Annotated in this window: 13 protein-coding genes and 1 tRNA gene; 10 read left to right on the top strand and 4 right to left on the bottom strand. The window is 68.4% G+C overall.

Annotation, left to right across the window (positions count from 1 at the left end; all coding sequences use genetic code 11):
* Positions 1-93: 93 nt before the first annotated feature.
* On the bottom strand, positions 94-4,617 hold the full coding sequence (gltB, locus tag SGCZBJ_RS24870) for a glutamate synthase large subunit (protein ID WP_101720583.1): 4,524 nt from the start codon (positions 4,615-4,617) through the stop codon (positions 94-96).
* A 19-nt stretch (positions 4,618-4,636) separates the two neighbouring features.
* The gene (locus tag SGCZBJ_RS24875; RefSeq protein ID WP_101720584.1) at positions 4,637-6,085 is read right to left on the bottom strand and encodes an NAD(P)-dependent oxidoreductase; all 1,449 of its coding nucleotides are present in this window, start codon (positions 6,083-6,085) and stop codon (positions 4,637-4,639) included.
* A 245-nt stretch (positions 6,086-6,330) separates the two neighbouring features.
* Here SGCZBJ_RS24875 and SGCZBJ_RS24880 point away from each other — a divergent pair, with 245 nt between their 5' ends.
* The gene (locus tag SGCZBJ_RS24880; RefSeq protein WP_101720585.1) at positions 6,331-7,131 is read left to right on the top strand and encodes an undecaprenyl-diphosphate phosphatase; all 801 of its coding nucleotides are present in this window, start codon (positions 6,331-6,333) and stop codon (positions 7,129-7,131) included.
* 69 nt (positions 7,132-7,200) lie between these two features.
* Here the strand turns inward: SGCZBJ_RS24880 and SGCZBJ_RS24885 are convergent, their stop codons facing one another.
* Both SGCZBJ_RS24885 and SGCZBJ_RS24890 read right to left on the bottom strand, forming a co-directional pair.
* Positions 7,201-7,440 carry a hypothetical protein gene (locus tag SGCZBJ_RS24885; RefSeq protein ID WP_133149326.1) on the bottom strand — a complete coding sequence of 80 codons (240 nt, stop codon included), beginning with the start codon at positions 7,438-7,440 and terminating at the stop codon, positions 7,201-7,203.
* Positions 7,441-7,507: 67 nt separating this feature from the next.
* Complete coding sequence (locus SGCZBJ_RS24890) at positions 7,508-8,479, bottom strand: complex I NDUFA9 subunit family protein (RefSeq protein ID WP_101720587.1); 972 nt, start codon at positions 8,477-8,479, stop codon at positions 7,508-7,510.
* A 144-nt stretch (positions 8,480-8,623) separates the two neighbouring features.
* Here SGCZBJ_RS24890 and SGCZBJ_RS24895 point away from each other — a divergent pair.
* The 9 genes from SGCZBJ_RS24895 to ptsN all read left to right on the top strand — a co-directional run bounded on the left by SGCZBJ_RS24895 (position 8,624) and on the right by ptsN (position 15,095).
* A tRNA-Leu gene (locus tag SGCZBJ_RS24895) sits at positions 8,624-8,710 on the top strand.
* A gap of 150 nt (positions 8,711-8,860) precedes the next feature.
* Positions 8,861-9,478 (top strand): ribonuclease D, encoded by a 618-nt coding sequence (locus SGCZBJ_RS24900; protein ID WP_101720588.1) that lies wholly within the window; start codon positions 8,861-8,863, stop codon positions 9,476-9,478.
* A 27-nt stretch (positions 9,479-9,505) separates the two neighbouring features.
* Positions 9,506-10,120, top strand: a complete 615-nt coding sequence (gene lptC / locus SGCZBJ_RS24905) for an LPS export ABC transporter periplasmic protein LptC (RefSeq protein WP_101720665.1) — start codon at positions 9,506-9,508, stop codon at positions 10,118-10,120.
* A gap of 42 nt (positions 10,121-10,162) precedes the next feature.
* The gene (locus tag SGCZBJ_RS24910; RefSeq protein ID WP_338065474.1) at positions 10,163-10,693 is read left to right on the top strand and encodes an LptA/OstA family protein; all 531 of its coding nucleotides are present in this window, start codon (positions 10,163-10,165) and stop codon (positions 10,691-10,693) included.
* An 8-nt stretch (positions 10,694-10,701) separates the two neighbouring features.
* A complete protein-coding gene (gene lptB / locus SGCZBJ_RS24915; RefSeq protein WP_101720590.1) occupies positions 10,702-11,463 on the top strand; it encodes an LPS export ABC transporter ATP-binding protein in 762 nt (253 codons plus the stop codon).
* 194 nt (positions 11,464-11,657) lie between these two features.
* Positions 11,658-13,157, top strand: a complete 1,500-nt coding sequence (gene rpoN / locus SGCZBJ_RS24920) for an RNA polymerase factor sigma-54 (protein ID WP_101720591.1) — start codon at positions 11,658-11,660, stop codon at positions 13,155-13,157.
* A 91-nt stretch (positions 13,158-13,248) separates the two neighbouring features.
* Complete coding sequence (locus tag SGCZBJ_RS24925; protein ID WP_101720592.1) at positions 13,249-13,860, top strand: exopolysaccharide biosynthesis protein; 612 nt, start codon at positions 13,249-13,251, stop codon at positions 13,858-13,860.
* Positions 13,861-13,912: 52 nt separating this feature from the next.
* Positions 13,913-14,542: a ribosome hibernation-promoting factor, HPF/YfiA family gene (hpf, locus tag SGCZBJ_RS24930; RefSeq protein WP_101720593.1), complete on the top strand. Its 630-nt coding sequence runs from the start codon at positions 13,913-13,915 to the stop codon at positions 14,540-14,542.
* Positions 14,543-14,627: 85 nt separating this feature from the next.
* The gene (ptsN, locus tag SGCZBJ_RS24935; RefSeq protein ID WP_101720594.1) at positions 14,628-15,095 is read left to right on the top strand and encodes a PTS IIA-like nitrogen regulatory protein PtsN; all 468 of its coding nucleotides are present in this window, start codon (positions 14,628-14,630) and stop codon (positions 15,093-15,095) included.
* The last annotated feature ends 1 nt before the right edge of the window (position 15,096 follow it).

Here is a 15,096-nt window from a genome sequence, read left to right on the forward strand (position 1 = left end):
CGGAGCGCTCCCCTCGTCGTGCGGCGGGCTGGGAGGCGCGCCGCGCGGCCGTCGCCCCGGAAGAAGGCGACGGATCTCGTTGCCGGCGGGCCCTTAGGCCCGCTCGTGAACCGCTTCCTCGGCCGCCAGCGGCTGGGGCAGGCGGCTGATCATCTCCTTCGGGCAGACCTGCCAGAAGAGGTCTCGGACGCGGTCCCAGTCGCGCAGCAGGCTCTCGGCGAAGGCCGAGTCCGTCTCGCGGGCGTGCTCGGCGATCAGCGAGCGCAGCACGCCTTCCCAGTAGGGCGAGGCCAGGCGCTGTACGACGATGCTCTCGGGATTGTAGTTGGCCGAGAAGCGGTCGTGCTGGTCGAGCACGAAGGCCATGCCCCCGGTCATGCCCGCGCCGAAGTTGCCGCCCGTCGGGCCCAGGATCACCACCTGGCCGCCGGTCATGTATTCGCAGCCGTTGGTCCCGCAGCCCTCGACCACCGTGGTGGCGCCCGAGTTGCGGACGGCGAAGCGCTCGCCGGCCTGGCCGGCCGCGAACAGGCGGCCCGAGGTGGCCCCGAACAGCACGGTGTTGCCGATCAGGGTGTTGGTCTCCGGCGCCGCCAGGCCGCGCGGCGGCTTGATGGTGATCGTCGCGCCCGACAGGCCCTTGCCGACATAGTCGTTGGCCTCGCCGGTCAGCTCGATGCGCAGGCCCTGCACCGCGAAGGCGCCCAGGCTCTGGCCGGCCGAACCCTTGAGCTGGACGGTCAGGTGACCGGCCGGCAGGCCCTTCATGCCGAACTTGCGGACGATGTGGCTCGAGGTGCGGGTGCCGATGGTGCGCGCCGTACTGCGGACCGTGTAGGTCAGCTGCATCTTCTCGCCGCGCTCCAGCAGCGGGGCGGCGTCGCGGACGATCTGGGCGTCCAGCGTATCCGGCACCGCGTTGCGGCCCACCACCGTGTTGTACGGCTTGTTCGAGCCCGGATCGGCGCGAACCAGCAGCGGGTTCAGGTCGAGGTCGTCGAGGTGCTCGCCGCCGCGCGAAACCTGCGCCAGCAGGTCGGTGCGGCCGACGATTTCCTGCAAGGACTTGAAGCCCAGGCCCGCCAGGATCTCGCGCACTTCCTCGGCCACGAAGGTGAAGAGGTTGACGACCTTGTCCGGCGTGCCGGTGAACTTGGCGCGCAGCGCCTCGTCCTGGGTGCAGACGCCCACGGGGCAGGTGTTGGAGTGGCACTGGCGCACCATGATGCAACCCATCGCCACCAGCGAGGCGGTGCCGATGCCGAACTCCTCGGCGCCCATCATCGCGGCGATGACCACGTCGCGACCCGTGCGCATGCCGCCGTCGGCCCGCAGGACCACCGAGTGGCGCAGGTTGTTCAGCGTCAGCACCTGGTTGGCTTCCGACAGGCCCATCTCCCACGGACCGCCGGCGTACTTCACCGAGGTCTGGGGCGAGGCGCCCGTGCCGCCGACGCCGCCGGCGACCAGGATCACGTCGGCCTTGGCCTTGGCGACACCGGCGGCGATGGCGCCGATGCCGGTGGCCGCGACCAGCTTCACCGTGACCCGGGCGATCGGATTGATCTGCTTCAGGTCGTAGATGAGCTGGGCCAGGTCCTCGATCGAATAGATGTCGTGGTGCGGCGGCGGGCTGATCAGCATCACGCCCGGCGTCGAGTGACGCAGACGTGCAATCATCTCCGTGACTTTAAAGCCAGGAAGTTGACCGCCTTCACCGGGCTTGGCGCCCTGGGCGACCTTGATCTCCAGCTCGACGCACTGGTTCAGGTACTCGGCGGTGACGCCGAAGCGGCCCGAAGCGACCTGCTTGATGGCGCTGTTGGGGTTGTCGCCGTTCGGCAGCGGCTTGTAACGCGCGCTGTCCTCGCCGCCTTCGCCCGAGACTGAGCGGGCGCCGATGCGGTTCATGGCGATGTTCAGCGCGCCGTGGGCCTCGGGCGACAGGGCGCCCAGGCTCATGCCCGGCGTGACGAAGCGCTTGCGGATCTCGTTGACGCTCTCGACGTCGTCGGTCGAGATCGGGTTGCGGTCCGAGCGCCAGTCGAGCAGGTCGCGCAGCTGGATCGGCTTCTGCGTGCGCAGGCCCGAGGACCAGCGGCGATAGAGCTCGTAGTCGCCGGTGTCGCAGGCGCTCTGCAGGGTGTGCATGAGCCGGGCTTCGAAGGCGTGGGCCTCGCCCGAGCGACGCGACTTGTAGAGGCCGCCGACCGGCAGGGTCACCGCCGACAGCTCCCAGGCCTTGCGGTGCAGTTCGACGGTCTTGGTCTCGATACCGGCCAGGCCGATGCCCGAGATGCGCGAGGGCATGCCGGGGAAGAACTCGGCGGCCAGGGCGCGCGACAGGCCGACGGCTTCGAAGTTGTAGCCGCCGCGGTACGAGCTGATGACGCTGATGCCCATCTTGGAGATGATCTTCAGCAGGCCGCCCTCGATGGCGCCCTTGAAGTTCAGGCACACGTCGCGCAGCGACTTGTCGCCGGCCAGGCCCCGCTCCAGGCGGTCCTGGAAGCTCTCCTGCGCCAGGTAGGCGTTGACCGCCGTGGCGCCGACGCCGACCAGCACCGCGAAATAGTGCGTGTCCAGGCACTCGGCCGAGCGGACGACCAGCGAGACGTAGGAGCGCAGGCCCTTGGCCACGAGGTGGGCGTGCACGCCGCCGGTGGCCAGGATCATCGGCAGGCCGACGCGGCCTTCGTCGCTGGCCTCGTCGGTCAGGACGATGGCGCCGCAGCCGCGCAGCACCGCGTCCTCGGCCTCGGCGCGGATGCGGTCGAGGTTGGCGCGCAGGGCGTCGCCGGCGCGGGCCTCGGCGGCCGGCAGCGGCATGGTGCAGTCGATGACCGCGACGTTCTTCTCGCCCAGCAGTTCGCGGATGCGGATGTACATGCCGGTGGTCAGCACGGGGCTTTCCAGCACGTAGACGTCCGCCTGCGCCGCGTCCTGGGCCAGGATGTTGCCCAGGTTCTTGAAGCGGGTCTTCAGGCTCATGACGCCGGTCTCCCGCAGGGGGTCGATCGGCGGGTTGGTCACCTGGCTGAAGTTCTGGCGGAAATAGTGCGACAGCGGGCGGTACTTCTCCGACAGCACCGCCAGCGGCGTGTCGTCGCCCATCGAGCCGACGGCTTCCTTGCCGTCCTCGACCATCGGGGCGAGGATCATCTCGAGGTCTTCGAGGCTGTAGCCGGCGGCGGCCTGGCGGCGGGTCAGTTCCTCGCGGCCGTAGCTGCGGGGCTCGGGACCGGGCGCGATCTCCTTTTCGAGATCGACCATGTTGCCCAGCCACTCGGTGTAGGGGTGGCGGCCGGCCAGTTCGTCGACGATCTCGTCTTCGCCGTAGAGCTTGCCCTCGCCCAGGTCGATGGCGATCATCCGGCCCGGCGCGATGGCCAGCTTGCGGGTGATGCGGCTTTCCTCGACGCCGCACATGCCGGCTTCCGAGCCCATGATGACCAGGCCGTCGTCGGTATAGGCCACGCGCAGCGGGCGTAGGCCCGAGCGGTCCTTGCCGGCCACGACCCAGCGGCCGTCGGTGGCGCACAGGGCGGCCGGACCGTCCCACGGCTCCATCACGGCGTTGCAGTAGGAATAGAGCGCCTTGTGCTCGTCGCTCATGTTGGGGTTGCTGGCTTCCGGCACGAGGAGGGCCTTGGCCATCGGCGCGTCGCGGCCGGCGCGGACCAGCACCTCGAAGGTGTTGTCCAGGCTTGCGCTGTCCGAACCGCCCGGCTGGATCACCGGCTTCACGTCGTCCCCGAACTCACCGAAGGCGTCGGCCGCCATCTTGATCTCGTGGGACTTCATCCAGTTGATGTTGCCCTTGATCGTGTTGATCTCGCCGTTGTGGGCGAGCATCCGGAAGGGCTGGGCCAGGCGCCACTGCGGGAAGGTGTTGGTCGAGTAGCGCTGGTGGAAGATCGCCACGGCGGCGGCGAAGCGCTCGTCCTTCAGGTCCGGATAGAACTCGTCGATCGACTCGGCCAGGAACATGCCCTTGTAGATCAGCGAGCGGGCCGAGAACGAGCAGATGTAGAAGTCGCTGATGTTCTGGGCGTGCACGCGCTTTTCGATGCGCTTGCGGCACAGGAACAGGGCGCGTTCCAGCGCCTCGCCCTCCAGGCCGGCCGGACCGGCCAGCATGATCTGCTCGATTTCCGGACGCGTGGCGTTGGCCTTCTCGCCGATCACCGAGGTGTCGACGGGCACCTGGCGCCAGCCGTAGATGTAGAAGCCAAAGCGCAGGGCTTCGGCCTCGACGATCGTGCGGCAGGTCTCCTGGGCGCCCAGGTCGGTGCGCGGCAGGAAGATCTGGCCGACGGCGATCGGGCCCTGGCGCAGGGCGTGGCCGGTGCGGCGCACCTGGTCGATGAAGAAGTCTTGCGGGACCGAGACGAGCACGCCGGCGCCGTCGCCGGTCTTGCCGTCGGCGTCAACCGCGCCGCGGTGCCACAGGGCCTTCAGAGCCTTGATCGCCAGCTCGACGACTTCGCGGCGCGGCTGGCCGTCGATGGCGCAGACCAGGCCGACGCCGCAGGCGTCGCGCTCGGTGGTCGGATCGTAGGCGTGGCCGTCGATCAGGGCCTGGCGGTTCTTCAGATAGAGGTCGATCTGGCTCATGGGTCTGATCTCTCTTCTCTTATTCCGCCGCGATCAGCGCGGGAGCGCCGGCCTTGGCCTTCAGGTAGCGGTGCATGGCGTCGGCGGCGTCGCGGCCGTCCTTGATCGCCCACACCACCAGCGAGGCGCCGCGGACGATGTCGCCGGCGGCGAACACGCCGTCGAGATTGGTCATCTGGTTGCGGACGTCGGCCTTGACCGTGCCCCAGCGGGTGGTCTTCAGCTCGGGAGCCGACCAGGCCTGCGGCAGGTTCTCGGGCTCGAAGCCCAGGGCCTTGACCACCAGCTGGGCCGGACGGTCGAAGTCGCCGCCGGGGATCTCCTCGGGGCTGCGGCGGCCCGAGGCGTCCGGGGCGCCCAGGCGCATGCGGATGGCCTTCACGCCGGTGACGGCGTTGGCGTCGCCCGACAGGGCGCGCGGGGCGGCCAGCCATTCGAAGGTGACGCCTTCTTCCTCGGCGTTGGCCACTTCGCGCAGCGAGCCGGGCATGTTGGCCTTGTCGCGGCGATAGAGGCAGGTGACCGAGGTCGCGCCCTGGCGGATGGCCGTGCGCACGCAGTCCATGGCGGTGTCGCCGCCGCCGACCACGACCACGTCCTTGCCCTGGGCGTTCAGTTCGCCGCTGTCATAGGCCGGGACGTCGTCGCCTAGGGTCTTCTTGTTGGAGGCGATCAGGTAGTCGAGCGCGGGCACCACGCCCTTGTCGCCGCCGCCGGGCACGGTCAGGTCGCGGGCGGCGTAGACGCCGACGGCGATCAGCACCGCGTCGTGCTGGGCGCGCAGCTCTTCCAGGGTGGCGTCCTTGCCGACCTCGAAGCCGAGCTTGAACGTGACGCCGCCGTCGGCCAGGCGCTGGGTGCGGCGCTCGACGACGTCCTTCTCCAGCTTGAAGCCGGGGATGCCGTAGATCAGCAGGCCGCCGGCGCGATCGTGGCGGTCGTAGACGGTGACGGCGTAGCCCTGCTCGCGCAGCTTCTCGGCGGCGGCCAGGCCGGCCGGGCCGGCGCCGACGACGCCCACCGACTGGCCGCGGTCGGGGCCGGCGACGAGCGGCTTCACCCAGCCCATCTCCCAGGCCTTGTCGGTCAGGTAGCGTTCGACCGAGCCGATCGTCACGGTGCCGTGACCCGACTGCTCTATGACGCAGTTGCCTTCGCAGAGGCGGTCCTGCGGGCAGATGCGGCCGCAGACTTCCGGCATCGAGTTGGTGGCCTGCGACAGGGCGTAGGCTTCCTCCAGCCGGCCTTCGGCGGTCATCCGCAGCCAGTCGGGGATGTTGTTGTGCAGCGGGCAGTGGGTCTGGCAGTAGGGCACGCCGCATTGCGAGCAGCGCGAGGCCTGCTCGTTGGCTTTCGCGTCGATGAAGTCGGCGTAGATCTCGTGAAAGTCGCCGTTACGCTCTTCGGCCGCCCGCTTTTCAGGCGTGCGACGCGCGACGGTCGTGAATTTCAACATGCGCTCGGCCATGCGCCTTCCCTCGACCCCGTTACCGGGGAAAAATTTGCTTGCGAGGGCCTCATACGGACTCTTCAGGGCAATAAGAATGCGGTGGTAAAATTATTGGACGAATATATCCGTGATGCCGCCATGGTCATTGCGATCGACTCGCAGATATGCCCTAAATTAGTCCACTTTTTGGATAAACTCTTTCTTTACCGTGTCGGGCGCACGCCCGTTTCCGCTCGTAAGGGCCTGTTACACAAGGGAATGACATGCCGGATTGGCTGATCGCGATCGTGCTGGGCCTGATCGAGGGCCTGACCGAGTTCATTCCCGTCTCGTCGACCGGGCACCTGCTGCTGGTCGGCCACTTCCTGGGCTTCCACAGCCCGGGCAACACCTTCCAGGTGTTGATCCAGCTGGGCGCGATCCTGGCGATCGTCAGCGTCTATTTCGGGCGGTTGTGGGGGCTGCTGACCACCCTGCCGACCAATCCGGGCTCGCGCCGGTTCGTGATCGGCATCCTGCTGGCCTTCCTGCCGGCGGTGTTCGTCGGCGTGCTGGCCCACGACTTCATCAAGACCGTGCTTTACGAGAGCCCGACCCTGGTCTGCACCACCCTGATCGTCGGCGGTTTCATCCTGCTGGGCCTGGATCGGATGAAGTTCGAGCCCAAGCACACCGACGTGGCCGACTATCCGCTGAAGACGGCCTTCATCATCGGCCTCTTCCAGTGCCTGGCCCTGGTGCCCGGCGTCTCGCGCTCGGGGGCGACCATCGCCGGCGCCCTGCTCCTGAAGTGCGACAAGCGCTCGGCCGCCGAGTTCAGCTTCTTCCTGGCGATGCCGACCATGGCCGGCGCCTTCGCCTACGACCTCTACAAGAACATCGACCAGCTCAGCACCAAGGACATGGGCATGATCGGCCTGGGCTTCGTGGCGGCGCTGATCTCGGGGGTGTTCGTGGTCAAGACGGTGCTGAACTTCATCACCCGCCACGGTTTTGCGCCGTTCGCCTACTGGCGCATCGCCGTCGGCGTCGTCGGCCTGGCGCTGCTGTACATCCCGCGCTGAGGCGCGGGCTCCAGCCAGAGAAAACCCCGCGCCGGGCGACCGGCGCGGGGTTTTTCTTTGTCTGGCGGCTCAGTCCCAGTCGATCGGGGCCGATGGGTCCAGGCGGATGCGCGTAGCGCCAAGGAGCGGGGTGCAGAGATAGCCGCGAGCCTCGGGGCGGTGGCGGCCCTGGGCCAGGAAGGTGCCGGCCGTCTCGCCGGGGCGGCAGGGCGAGGCCCGGGTCCCGCGCGTGGTGAACTCACCGTAGCCTGCGGCGCTCAGCGCGGACGCCTGGGCGCGGCTTACCTGGCTGGAGTGCGCGACCCACAAGGCGGGGAGCGCGAGGACGGCGGTCGCGACGGACAGGAGGATCCAGGTCCGTCGCGACGCCATCGGATCAGAACGCGCCGGCCGGGGTCGGGGCGTACTGGCCGCCCTTGCGGTAGCGGTAGAGGTAGGAGGGCACGACGGCCTCGACGGCGGTCGGGACGATCCCGAGGTCCGACAGGCCCTTGGCGCCCGGCGCGACGACATTGTCGCCGGCCTTCAGCAGGGCGACCTGGTCGGTGGTCAGCGGCGGGGCCAGCGGCAGGATCGAGGCCTGGATGTCGCCCAGCTTGCCCACCAGGCCGGCGATCGGCCAGGGCAGGGGCGCCAGGGCGCGGGCGCGGCCGGTCTCGGTCAGGACGAGCTCGAGCAGTTCCTTGAACGAATAGACGGCCGGGCCGCCCAGTTCGTAGGTCTGGCCCTGCGCGCCCGGGGTGGCGATGATCTTGGCGATGGCCGCGGCCACGTCTCCGACGAACACCGGCTGGAACTTGGTGGCGCCGCCGCCGACCAGCGGCAGGGCCGGGGCGCTGGCGGCCATCTGGCCGAACTTGTTGAAGAACTTGTCGTCCTGGCCGAACACCACCGACGGGCGCACGATGGTGGCGGTCGGGAAGGCGGCGCGGACGGCGGCTTCGCCCTCGGCCTTGGTGCGGGCGTACTTGGCGGCCGAATCGGCGTTCGCGCCGATGGCCGAGACCTGCACCAGGCGCTTTACGCCCGCGGCGGCGGCCTGCTCGGCCACGGTCTTGGCGCCCATGGCGTGCAGGCTCTGGAACTGCTGGCGACCGCTTTCCCACAGCACGCCCACCAGGTTGACGGCCGCTTCGGCGCCTTCGAGCGCGCGGGCCACCGAGGGCGCGTTGCGGACATTGGCCTGGATCACCTCGATCTGGCCGACATCGCCCAGCATGCGCATGCGATAGGCCAGATTGGGCTGACGCACGGCCACGCGTACGCGATAGCCCGACTTGGCGAGGGCGCGCACCACCTGGCTTCCAACGAAGCCCGAGCCGCCAAACACCGTGACCAGACCCTGCATCTTCCATTCCTCAGTCGCTGCGATGATGGGGGGATTAGACGAGCCTGGGGATGTTCGCAAGAAAAGTGAGAAATGCGATTGACGCCGCCAGAACCATTGCATAAACGTCCGGCCCTCGCAGCGGCCCAACGGGTTGCGCCGCGGGCCCAGGTGGCGGAATTGGTAGACGCGCTGGCTTCAGGTGCCAGTGACCGAAAGGTCGTGGAGGTTCGAGTCCTCTCCTGGGCACCACCCCTCTCGCAAGCATGCGACGAGGCGGTGGCGCCAAGCTTTCCTTACAATAGATACTCCGTTCATCTGGCGTGCATCGCCGACGCTCCACTATAAGACGTCGGAGCGGCGCCGGTCGCGACGACGCCGACGCGTGGAGACGAAAGACACTTGGCCAGCTTTGTTCATGAAGGCGATCTGCCCGACGGCGTGTTCGCCGGGGCGACCGCGATCGCCATCGATTCGGAAACCATGGGCCTGCGCCTCGGGCGCGATCCGCTTTGCGTCGTGCAGCTGTCGTCCGGCGACGGCGACGCCCACGTGGTGCGCCTGGACCGCTCGACCTATCACGCGCCGAACCTGAAGAAGCTGCTGGCCGATCCGGCCGTGCTGAAGCTTTTCCACTTCGGCCGCTTCGACATCGCCATGTTCCTGCTGCATCTGGGCGTCATGACCGCGCCTGTGTACTGCACGAAGATCGCCTCCAAGCTCGCCCGCACCTATACCGACCGCCACGGCCTCAAGGACGTGACGCGCGAGCTGATGGGCGTGGAGCTGTCCAAGGCCCAGCAGAGCTCCGACTGGGGCGCTGATTCGCTGAGCCCCGAGCAGGTGGCCTACGCCGCCTCGGACGTGCTGCATCTGCATGGCCTGCGCGAGCGTTTGAACGCCATGCTGGTGCGCGAGGGCCGCATGGCCCTGGCCCAGGCCGCCTTCGACTATCTGCCCCACCGCGCCGCGCTCGACCTGGCCGGCTGGGAAGACGTCGACATCTTCGCGCACGCTTAAGGGAGACGAGCCGTGGTGGACGTGGCGATGAGGGGGGGCTTCAAGCGCGATCTGCGGCGCTGGCGCCGTCGTTCGCGCCTGGTGCGCGGCGCGCGCCTGCTGCTGCCGGTCGCCATCCTCGCCCTGGTCGGCGCGTCCGTGGGGCAGGTGATCTGGCGCACGGTGACCGCCGCCGAGCGCGCGCCGGAAAGGCCCCAGGCCCAGATCCGCATGCTCAACCCGCGCTTCTACGGCCAGTCCAGCGAAGGCCGGGCCTTCCTGATCACCGCCCGCTCGGCGGTTCGCGACGACGCCGACCTCAAGCGCGTGCTGCTGGACGATCCGACCCTGACGCTGGGCACCGACGAGCCCAAGCCGACGCGGGTCACCTCGAAGAACGGCGTCTATCGCGAAGACACCCTCAAGCTGGTGCTGCGCGGCGACGTGCGCATGGACGACGGGGGCGGCTATCGCTTCGCGTCGGACGAGGCTTTCGTCGACACCAAGACCGGCGTGATCACCGGCGAAACCCTGTTGCAGGGCGAAGGCCCCACAGGACAGGTGAAATCCAACGCTTATTCCGTATATGACAAGGGCGACCGCATCGTTTTCCGAGGCGGCGTGAAAACGCGCCTGGACCGCGTCGACGGCGACGGGAACTAGAGGACGATGCGACAGATGAGGGCGAGGTCGATGAAACGAGCAATGGCGGCCGCTATCGCCGCGAGCCTGCTTGGCGGGCTTTCGGCCGCTCCGGCCCTGGCGCAGAACAGCTCCAGCGCGCCGGTCGACATCTCGGCCGACGAGCAGGAGACCATCTCCAGCCAGTGCAAGACGATCTTCCGCGGCGCCGTCGAGGTGCTGCAGGAGACTTCGCGCCTGCGCGCCGCCAAGATGACCCTCTACAATCAGAAGAAGGCCAAGAGCGGCGACGGCAACGGTTGCGGCAACGTTGACCGGGTCGAGGCCGAGGGCGAGGTGTTCTACGTCACGCCCAAGCAGACCGTGCGCGGCGACCGGGCGACCTACGACTACGCCTCCAACACCATCGTCGTGACCGGCAACGTCATCGCCATCCAGGGCCAGGACGTCGCCCGCGGCGACCGCATGGTGGTCAACACCAAGACCAACGACGTGCGGATGGAATCGACCACCAAGGGCGCGGGCAAGAAGAACCGCGTGCGCGCCGTGGTCTATCCCAGCACCGCGGACGACGCCAACAAGCCCAAGCCCTGAGAGCCGTGATGCAGTTCAACTCCCTGGGCGGCGCCTCGACCGAGGACGGTCTCTATGTCGACGGCGTCGGCAAGACCTTCGGCGACCGGCCGGTCGTCAAGAACGTCTCGCTGCGCCTCAAGCGCGGCGAGGTGGTCGGTCTCCTGGGCCCCAACGGCGCCGGCAAGACCACCACCTTCTACATGGTCACGGGCCTGATCGCCGCCGACTACGGCTCGATCTATCTCGACGGCGAGGACATCACGGCCCAGCCGATGTTCCAGCGCGCCCGCCTGGGCGTCGGCTACCTGCCGCAGGAAGCCTCGATCTTCCGCGGCATGACGGTCGAGCAGAACGTCATGGCCGTGGTCGAGATGCGCCAGAAGAACCAGCGCGTGGCGCGCGAGACGGTGACCAACATCCTGGAAGAGCTGCGGATCACCCACATCCGCAAGTCGCCGGCCGTGGCCCTGTCGGGCGGTGAGCGCCGCCGCGTGGAAATTGCCCGCGCCCTGGCCAGCGAGCCGTCGTTCATGCTGCTCGACGAGCCGTTCGCCGGCATCGACCCACTGGCCATCTCCGACATCCGCGAGGTCGTGAACTACCTCAAGAACCGCGGCATCGGCATCCTGATCACCGACCACAACGTCCGCGAGACGCTGGACATGGTCGATCGGGCCTCGATCATCGCCGCCGGCGAGGTGCTGTTCGAAGGGTCTCCGAAGGAGATCGTCGACAACCCCGAAGTGCGCCGGGTTTACCTGGGCGACAGCTTCGCCGACCGCGCTTAAACGGTTCGGACCAGATTGCGGCGCGGCGCCTGACCGCGTCGAGCTCGAAAAAGGCCTTGTCCCACAAGGCCTTTTTCTTTTTTCGCGGACGGATGGTCGCACCGGCCCGATATTTGCAGGCGTTCGCGCCCCGTTAACCAGACCGGCCTTTCAATGGCGATCGTAACTTCCGTTCGATTTGCCAGGAGGGCGCGTTGGCGCTCAGCCCCAGACTCGATATCCGGCAGGGCCAGGGCCTTGTCATCACTCCGCAACTGCAGCAGGCGATCAAGCTTCTGCAGCTGTCGAACATCGAGCTGGAAGCCTTTGTCGAGGCCGAGCTCGAACGTAACCCGCTGCTGCAGCGCGACGACAGCGACCGCGAGGTCGAACGCGAGGGCGAGGCCGAGCGCGCCGTCGAGAACCTGGGCATGGAAAGCGTCTCGGACGCCTCGGCCAATCGCGAGATGGACACGCCCGGCGACGACGTCTCGCCCGGCGAGCGCGCCACCGGCGACGGCGAGGGTTTCGGCGCCGAGCACGCCGGCGGCCAGATCGACTGGTCGCGCGCCGGCGGCGGCGGCAGCTTCGAGGGCGACGACAATTTCGAAGGCGCCCTGAACCGTCCCGAGACGCTCTCCGAACATCTGAACGCCCAACTGTTGCTGGCCGGCCTGTCGCCGTCCGACGAGGCCATCGCCGCCATCCTGATCGACGCCGTCGACGCCGCCGGCTACCTGCGCGCCGATCTCTGGGAGATCGCCGAGCGGCTCGGCTGCGGGTTCGACCGCGTCGAGCGCGTGCTGAAGGTCGTCCAGGGCTTCGAGCCCTGCGGCGTGGCCGCCCGGGACGTGCGCGAGTGCCTGGAACTGCAACTGCGCGACGTCAACCGCTACGACCCGGCCATCGCCGCCCTGCTCGACAACCTCGACCTCCTGGCGCGCCGCGACCTGGCCGCCCTGCGCAGGATCTGCGGCGTCGACGACGAGGACCTGCGCGAGATGATCGCCGAGGTCCGCGGCCTGACGCCGCGTCCAGGCGCGGCCTTCCACAGCGATCCGCCCCAGACCCTGGTGCCCGACGTCCACGTGCGCGAAGGCCTGGGCGGCATGTGGCACGTGGAGCTGAACACCGACACCCTGCCGCGCGTGCTGGTCGACCAGCGCTACCACGCCCGCGTCTCCAAGGGCGCGCGCAGCGACCAGGAAAAGACCTTCGTCTCCGACAGCTTCGCCACCGCCAACTGGCTGGTCAAAAGCCTCGACCAGCGCGCCAAGACCATCCTCAAGGTGGCCAGCGAGATCGTGCGCCAGCAGGACGGCTTCCTGGCCTACGGCGTCGAGCACCTGCGGCCGCTGAACCTCAAGACCGTCGCCGACGCCATCGGCATGCACGAGAGCACGGTCAGCCGGGTCACCTCCAACAAGTACGTGGCCACCCCGCGCGGTGTGTTCGAGCTGAAGTTCTTCTTCACCTCGGCCATCCAGTCGTCGGAAGGCGGCGAGGCCCATTCGGCCGCCAGCGTCCGCCACAAGATCAAGGGCCTGGTCGACGCCGAGAAGACCGAGGCCGACGTCCACTCCGACGACCGCATCGTCGAGATCCTGAAGGCGGCCGGCGTCGACATCGCCCGCCGCACGGTGGCCAAGTACCGCGAGGCCATGCGCATTCCCTCGTCGGTCGAACGTCGCCGCCTGATCAAGGAAAGCGTGTAGCCCCTCCCGCGCTGCGCCGAATAGCGACGTTTTCGCGCAAGCGATTTGCGCGCGTCCTGCGTTATACCTGCCTTGCGAAACAGGGCCGGGAATGAGCGACGAGAAGCTGTCAGACGTGATCGAGGGGTTCGGCGAGGACCCGCGGCCGGTGCTGACCGTCGCCCAGATGCTCGAGGCCTTCGACAGCCGCGCCTTCGGGGCCACGCTGCTGGTGTTCGGCCTGCTCAACTGCCTGCCGCTGCCGCCCGGCTCCTCGACCCTGCTGTCCTTGCCGATTCTCCTGCTGGCGCCGCAGATCGCCTGGGGCGCCAATGCGCCATGGCTGCCGCGCGGGGTGCTGGAAAAACCCCTTAAGCGCGACGACCTAAGGGGCCTTTTCCGGCGCATCACGCCGGTTCTGCGCCGCCTGGAGGTGGTGACGCGGCCCAGGCTCGGCTTCATGTTCGCGGCCGGCGGCGAGCGCTTCATCGGGGTGATCTGCACGCTGCTGGCCCTGGTGCTGGTGCTGCCGATTCCCCTTGGAAACCTGGCCCCTGGCGCGACCGTGGCCGTCCTGGCCCTGGCCCTGCTGCAGCGCGACGGCCTGCTGGCCCTGCTCGGCTACCTGATGGCGACCGCCAGCGCCGCCCTCCTGTTCCTCAGCGCTGGTGTCGTGACCGCCGCCGTCAAGAGGCTGATCGGGGTCTTTTCGGGACTCTTCTGAGGCCGTTTTCCTCCCGCTTGACACCGCCCCCGGACCGGCGCGTTGATAGGGCATGCAAGTCCAAATATCCGGCAAGCATGTCGACGTTGGTGAGGCTCTGCGAGCGCGAGTCGCCGACGAAATCGCCCTGAGCATCGGCAAGTATTTCGACCGAGGCGGTGACGCCGACGTCGTGATCAGCAAGGAGGGCTACGCCTTCCGTGTCGATTGTTCGGTAAAGCTGGCTTCGGGCCAGCAGCTCATGAGCCACGGCTCTGGCGGCGACGCCCACATGGCGTTCGACCAGGCCCTGGCCAAGATCGAGACGCGCATAAGGCGCTACAAGCGCCGTCTCAAGAGCCATACCGAGGCGGCCACCGCCAAGCAGGCCGAGAACGCGGCCTTCTACGTGCTGCGAGCCCCCGAGGACGAGCACGAGGACGAGGACTGGTCGATCGAGGAGGACCACCCCGCCGGCGCCCCGTCGGCCATGGTGATCGCCGAGACCCAGGCCTCGCTGAAGACGATGACCGTTTCCATGGCTGTCATGGAACTGGACTTGACCGAGTCCCAGGCAATCGTGTTTAGGAACGCCGCCCACGGCGGATTGTCGGTGGTCTACCGCCGGCCGGACGGAAATATCGGCTGGATCGACCCCGAGCGCACCAAGCCGCTGAACGGAAACGGCTCGACCTTGAGCTAGCTGGAGCCTAAGCGGTCCCGGCGCGTTTCGGGACCGCGGCGGCCGAGCTTTCGGCGGCCGGTATAGAGCGAGCTAGTTGAAGTCCATGACTATCGGCGATCTTCTGGACCACGGGGCGGTGACCCTGCGCGTCAGCGCCAAGGACAAGCGCCAGGTTCTCGGCGTCATCGCCGATTTTGCCGGCCGCGTGCTCGGCTTCGATTCCGACATCGCCCTCGACGGCCTGATCGAGCGCGAGGCGGCCGGTTCGACCGGCGTCGGCCAGGGCGTCGCCCTGCCGCACGCCCGCGTGCCGGGCCTGGATCGCGTGCGGGCGGTGTTCGTGCGCCTGGAGACCCCCGTCGCCTTCGACGCGCTGGACGACAAGCCGGTCGACCTGTTCCTGGCCCTGTTCGCCCCGCCTGAGGCCAACACCCAGCACCTGCGGGCCCTGGCCCGCGTCTCGCGCATGCTGCGCCAGCCCGAACTGCGCGAGCAGCTGCGCCAGGCCCGCTCGGCCGACGCCGTGCACGTGCTGCTGGCCCGCGAGACCGCGACCCCGACGGCGGCCTGAG

This window comes from Caulobacter zeae (assembly GCF_002858925.1).
In the GTDB taxonomy this organism is placed as follows: Bacteria; Pseudomonadota; Alphaproteobacteria; order Caulobacterales; family Caulobacteraceae; genus Caulobacter; species Caulobacter zeae.

Coding starts and splice junctions, on each gene's coding strand:
- gltB (WP_101720583.1), bottom strand. CDS start 4,617: ATGAGCCAGATCGACCTCTATCTGAAGAACCGCCAGGCCCTGATCGAC.
- SGCZBJ_RS24890 (WP_101720587.1), bottom strand. CDS start 8,479: ATGCAGGGTCTGGTCACGGTGTTTGGCGGCTCGGGCTTCGTTGGAAGC.
- SGCZBJ_RS24910 (WP_338065474.1), top strand. CDS start 10,163: ATGGCGGCCGCTATCGCCGCGAGCCTGCTTGGCGGGCTTTCGGCCGCT.
- SGCZBJ_RS24875 (WP_101720584.1), bottom strand. CDS start 6,085: ATGGCCGAGCGCATGTTGAAATTCACGACCGTCGCGCGTCGCACGCCT.
- SGCZBJ_RS24925 (WP_101720592.1), top strand. CDS start 13,249: ATGAGCGACGAGAAGCTGTCAGACGTGATCGAGGGGTTCGGCGAGGAC.
- lptC (WP_101720665.1), top strand. CDS start 9,506: ATGAGGGGGGGCTTCAAGCGCGATCTGCGGCGCTGGCGCCGTCGTTCG.
- lptB (WP_101720590.1), top strand. CDS start 10,702: ATGCAGTTCAACTCCCTGGGCGGCGCCTCGACCGAGGACGGTCTCTAT.
- hpf (WP_101720593.1), top strand. CDS start 13,913: ATGCAAGTCCAAATATCCGGCAAGCATGTCGACGTTGGTGAGGCTCTG.
- SGCZBJ_RS24880 (WP_101720585.1), top strand. CDS start 6,331: ATGCCGGATTGGCTGATCGCGATCGTGCTGGGCCTGATCGAGGGCCTG.
- ptsN (WP_101720594.1), top strand. CDS start 14,628: ATGACTATCGGCGATCTTCTGGACCACGGGGCGGTGACCCTGCGCGTC.